This window comes from Acidibrevibacterium sp. (assembly GCF_049965395.1).
In the GTDB taxonomy this organism is placed as follows: domain Bacteria; phylum Pseudomonadota; class Alphaproteobacteria; order Acetobacterales; family Acetobacteraceae; genus Acidibrevibacterium; species Acidibrevibacterium fodinaquatile.
Map to the genome: position 1 here is coordinate 1 of NZ_JBMFWJ010000087.1, position 4,461 is coordinate 4,461.

Below are 4,461 nucleotides of genomic sequence, written 5' to 3' on the forward strand. Positions count from 1 at the left end.
ATGGCCCACAAGAAAGCCGGCGGCTCCTCGCGCAACGGGCGCGATACCGAAGGCCGTCGCCTCGGCGTCAAGAAATTCGGCGACCAGGAAGTCCGCGCCGGCAACATCATCATCCGCCAGCGTGGCACCAAGGTCCGCCCCGGCCGCAATGTCGGGCTCGGGCGCGACCACACGATTTTCGCTCTCGTCGATGGAAGGGTCTGCTTTGAGCGCAAAGCCGGGGCGCGGGTTTATGTCTCCGTCACTAAACCGCCGGTCGCTGCTGAATAAGCGCGGCGCGCATTCCCTCGCATTCCTAGGGGTCGGCGCGCGCCGGCCCCTTTTTGCGTGCCCCAGCCCCAACGCCGCAGGCCATGAAATTCCTCGATCAAGCCAAGATCTATCTCCGCTCGGGTGACGGCGGGGACGGTGTTGTCGCCTTCCGGCGCGAGAAATACATCGAATTTGGCGGCCCCGACGGCGGCAATGGCGGGCGCGGCGGCGATATCGTGTTCGTGGCTGTGGCCAACCTCAACACCCTGATCGATTTTCGCTACACGCAGCATTTCCGCGCCCGCAAGGGCGGCAACGGCGCCGGCGCCGACCGCACCGGCGCCAATGCCCCCGCGGTCGAGATCGCGGTGCCGGTGGGGACGCAGATTTTCGACGAAGATCGCGAGACCCTCCTCGCCGATCTCGACCAGCCCGGCCAGCGCCTGGTCTTGCTGCGGGGCGGCGATGGCGGGTTCGGCAATGCGCATTACAAATCGAGCACCAACCGCGCGCCCCGCCGCGCCGATAAGGGATTTGCCGGCGAGGAACGCTGGGTCTGGCTACGGCTCAAGCTAATCGCCGATGCCGGCCTCGTCGGCCTCCCCAATGCCGGCAAATCGACCTTTCTCGCCGCCGCTTCGGCGGCGCGGCCGAAAATCGCCGATTATCCCTTCACCACCCTCACCCCCGGCCTCGGCATGGTGCGGCTCGGCGCGACCGAGGAATTCGTGCTCGCCGACATCCCCGGCCTGATCGAAGGCGCGCATGCGGGAGCGGGGCTAGGCGACCGGTTTCTCGGCCATGTCGAGCGCTGCGCGGTCCTGGTTCACCTCATCGATGGCGCCGCCGGCGACGTGGTGCGCGCCTGGCGCACGGTGCGGGGCGAACTCGCGGCCTATGGCGCCGGGCTCGCCGAGAAGCCCGAGATCGTGGTCCTTACCAAGGCCGATGCGATGAGTGCGCGTGAGGCGGCAGCACGCCGCGCCGCTCTTGCCCGCGCAACGGGTGCCCCGGTCGCGCTGATCTCGGCGGTAAGCGGGGCGGGGGTCGCCGCTCTGCTGCGCACGATCAAGGACCACATCGACGAGGCGCGGCGGTGAGCGGCACCCCACGGCTCTCGGAGGCGCGCCGGCTCGTCGTCAAGATCGGCAGCGCGCTCGTCGTCGACGCTGCCCGCGCTGCCCCTCGTGCCGCCTGGCTCGCGGCCCTGGTCGAGGATATCGCCGCACTCAGAACCAATGGCACCGAGGTGATCGTGGTCTCCTCCGGCGCGATCGCGCTGGCGCGCCGCAGCCTTGGGCTGGCGGCACGGCGGCTGCGGCTCGAGGAGAAGCAGGCCGCGGCGGCGGTCGGCCAGATCCGCCTCGCCAGCGCCTGGAGCGCTGCCCTCGCCGCGCACGACATCATCGCCGCGCAATTGCTGCTCACCCTCGGCGATACCGAAGACCGGCGCCGCTATCTCAACGCGCGGGCAACGCTCGCGACGCTCCTCAAGCTGCGCGCGGTGCCGGTGATCAACGAAAACGACACCGTCGCGACGGCGGAGATCCGCTTCGGCGACAATGACCGCCTCGCCGCGCGGGTCGCCGAGATGGTTGGCGCCGACCAACTCATCCTGCTCTCCGACATTGACGGACTCTATACCGCCGACCCAAGGCTTGAGGCGACGGCGCGGCATCTGCCGGTGGTTACGGCGATCACCCCCGAGATCGAGGCGATGGGCGGCGCGCCGCCGCCGGGCTATTCCTCGGGCGGGATGCGCACCAAGCTCGTCGCCGCGCGGATTGCGACCGGCGCCGGCTGCGCCATGGCGATCGCGCCGGGCGAGGCGCCGCATCCCTTGCGCGCACTCGCCGAAGGGGGGCGCTGCACCTGGTTCCTGCCGGCGCCGGAGGGGCGTTCGGCGCGGAAACGCTGGCTCCTCGGCAGCTTGCAGCCGCTCGGGAGTGTGACCATCGATGCCGGCGCGGCGCGCGCGCTCGCCGCCGGGCGCTCGCTCCTCCCCGCTGGGGTCACCGCGATCGAAGGGCGGTTCGAGCGCGGCGATCCGATCCTGGTGCGCGACGCCGCGGGGCGCGTGCTGGCGCGCGGCTTGTCTGCTTATGCGAGCGAGGATGCAGCGCGCATCATCGGCCATCGCTCGGCGGCGATCGCCGAGATTCTCGGCTGGCGTGGCCGCGATGAGCTTATCCATCGCGACGATTTGGCGCTAGTATGAGCGCCGCCGTGAGCGAAAGCCGCCAGCGCGGCGGGGGAGGGGCAGGGATGGATCAAATCGCCGATGACGAGCGCAGCACGCCGGCCGCGTCTGCCTCGGCCTGGCTCCGCGCGGCTGGCGGTGCGGCGCGGGCGGCAGCGCGGGCGTTGGCGATGAGCCCGGTTGCCGCCCGCGATGCGGCGCTCGATGCCGCCGCCAGGGCATTACGGGCGGCGGAGGCCGAGATTCTCGCCGCCAATCAGGCCGATCTCGCGGCCTCGGCCAGTACCGGCGCCTTTCGTGACCGGCTGCTCCTGACCCCGGCGCGGCTCGCGGCGATGGCGGCGGGGCTTGTGGAGATCGCAGCGCAGCCCGACCCGCTCGGCCGCGTGCTCGCCGCATGGCAGCGGCCGAACGGGCTCCGCTTCCGGCGCATTGCAACCCCGATCGGTGTCATCGGCATGATTTATGAGAGCCGCCCCAATGTCGGGGCGGACGCCGCTGGCCTATGCCTGAAATCGGGGAATGCGGTGATCCTGCGCGGCGGCTCGGAGAGTTTGCGGAGCGCGCGCGCAATCCAGGCGGCGATCAGTGCGGGGCTGCGCGAAGCTGGGTTGCCGGAGGCGGCGGTGCAGATCGCGCCAAATTCCGACCGCGCCTATGTCGGCGCGATGCTTGCCGGCGGCGGCGTCATCGACCTCATCATCCCGCGCGGCGGCAAGGCCCTGGTCGAGCGGGTGCAGCGCGAGGCGCGGGTGCCGGTGCTCGCCCATGCCGAAGGGCTTTGTCACACCTATGTCCATGCCAGCGCCGATCCCGCCATGGCGCGCCGCATCGTCGCCAATGCCAAGATGCGCCGCCCTGGTGTTTGCGGCGCGACCGAGACGCTGCTCATCGACGCCGCTATCGCGCCGACGCTGCTGCCCCTCATCGTCGCCGATCTCGCTGCCCTCGGCTGCGCGTTCCGCGCCGATCCCAAGGCGCGGGCGATCCTCCCCGACCTGCCCGCGGCTGCACCAGAGGATTTCGATACCGAGTGGCTGGCGCCCATGCTCTCGGTCAAAGTGGTGGAGGGGATTGCCGAGGCGCTCGCCCACATCGCCCGCCATGGCAGCGCGCACACCGAGGCGATCATCGCCGAGGATCGCGCGGCGGCGGAAGCCTTCCTCGCCGGCATCGACAGTGCGGTCGGGCTTTGGAACGCCTCCACGCAGTTTTGCGATGGCGGCGAATTTGGCTTCGGCGCCGAGATCGGTATCGCGACCGGGCGCATCCATGCCCGCGGCCCGGTCGGGCTCGAACAGCTCACCAGCTTTCGCTATCTCGTTGAGGGCAGTGGCCAGATCCGCCCCTGAGAGCGCGCTCGCGCCGGGTGCCGCGGAGCCGCCGCGTTTCGGCGACCGGCGGCGGGTGAGCATCGGCCTCCTCGGCGGCTCCTTCAACCCCGCGCATGCCGGCCATCGCCTGATTGCAGCGCAATGCCGCCGCGCCTTGCGCCTTGATCAGGTCTGGCTTCTGGTCTCGCCGGGCAATCCGCTCAAGACGCCGGCCGGCATGGCGCCGTTCGTCGCGCGCCTCGCCTCGGCGCGTGCCATCGCCGATGGCCGCCGCATCATCGCAACCGGGATCGAGGCGCGGCTCGGCACCCGCTTCAGCCGCGATACCATCGCCGCGTTGCAGCGTCGTTTTCCACGCGCGCGCTTCGTCTGGCTGATGGGCGCCGATTTGCTCGAAGAATTGCCGCGCTGGCGGGGCTGGCGCGAGATCGCGCGGCGGCTCCCGCTAGCCGTCCATCCTCGGCCCGCTTACAATGGCCGTGCCCGCGCGAGCCGCGCCGCCCGCACGCTGCGCCATGCGCTCAAAAACCCGGGCATGGCGCCTGCCTTGGCGCAGCTCGCCCCGCCTGCCTGGGTTTTTCTGCAGGTTGCGCAAAATCCCGCCTCGGCGAGCGCGCTCCGCGCGAGGCATCTCAGAGAGAACGGAGAACCGCCATTCCCCGCCCCCCATCCCCC

The 4,461-nt window shown here is 70.8% G+C and carries 5 protein-coding genes; all 5 read left to right on the plus strand.

All coding sequences use genetic code 11. The features are described 5' to 3' along the window. Positions 1 to 270 carry a 50S ribosomal protein L27 gene (gene rpmA, locus ACP5M5_RS14305; protein WP_114912256.1) on the plus strand — a complete coding sequence of 90 codons (270 nt, stop codon included), beginning with the start codon at positions 1 to 3 and terminating at the stop codon, positions 268 to 270. An 83-nt stretch (positions 271 to 353) separates the two neighbouring features. Next, complete coding sequence (obgE, locus tag ACP5M5_RS14310; protein ID WP_427938468.1) at positions 354 to 1,352, plus strand: GTPase ObgE; 999 nt, start codon at positions 354 to 356, stop codon at positions 1,350 to 1,352. Continuing rightward, the gene (gene proB / locus ACP5M5_RS14315; protein WP_427938469.1) at positions 1,349 to 2,470 is read left to right on the plus strand and encodes a glutamate 5-kinase; all 1,122 of its coding nucleotides are present in this window, start codon (positions 1,349 to 1,351) and stop codon (positions 2,468 to 2,470) included. The genes obgE and proB overlap by 4 nt, the downstream gene beginning before the upstream one ends. Positions 2,471 to 2,478: 8 nt before the next feature. Further along, complete coding sequence (locus tag ACP5M5_RS14320; RefSeq protein WP_427938472.1) at positions 2,479 to 3,804, plus strand: glutamate-5-semialdehyde dehydrogenase; 1,326 nt, start codon at positions 2,479 to 2,481, stop codon at positions 3,802 to 3,804. Continuing rightward, the coding region (locus ACP5M5_RS14325; RefSeq protein ID WP_427938475.1) for a nicotinate-nucleotide adenylyltransferase at positions 3,785 to 4,461 on the plus strand (677 nt) is incomplete at its 3' end. The genes ACP5M5_RS14320 and ACP5M5_RS14325, both read left to right, overlap by 20 nt.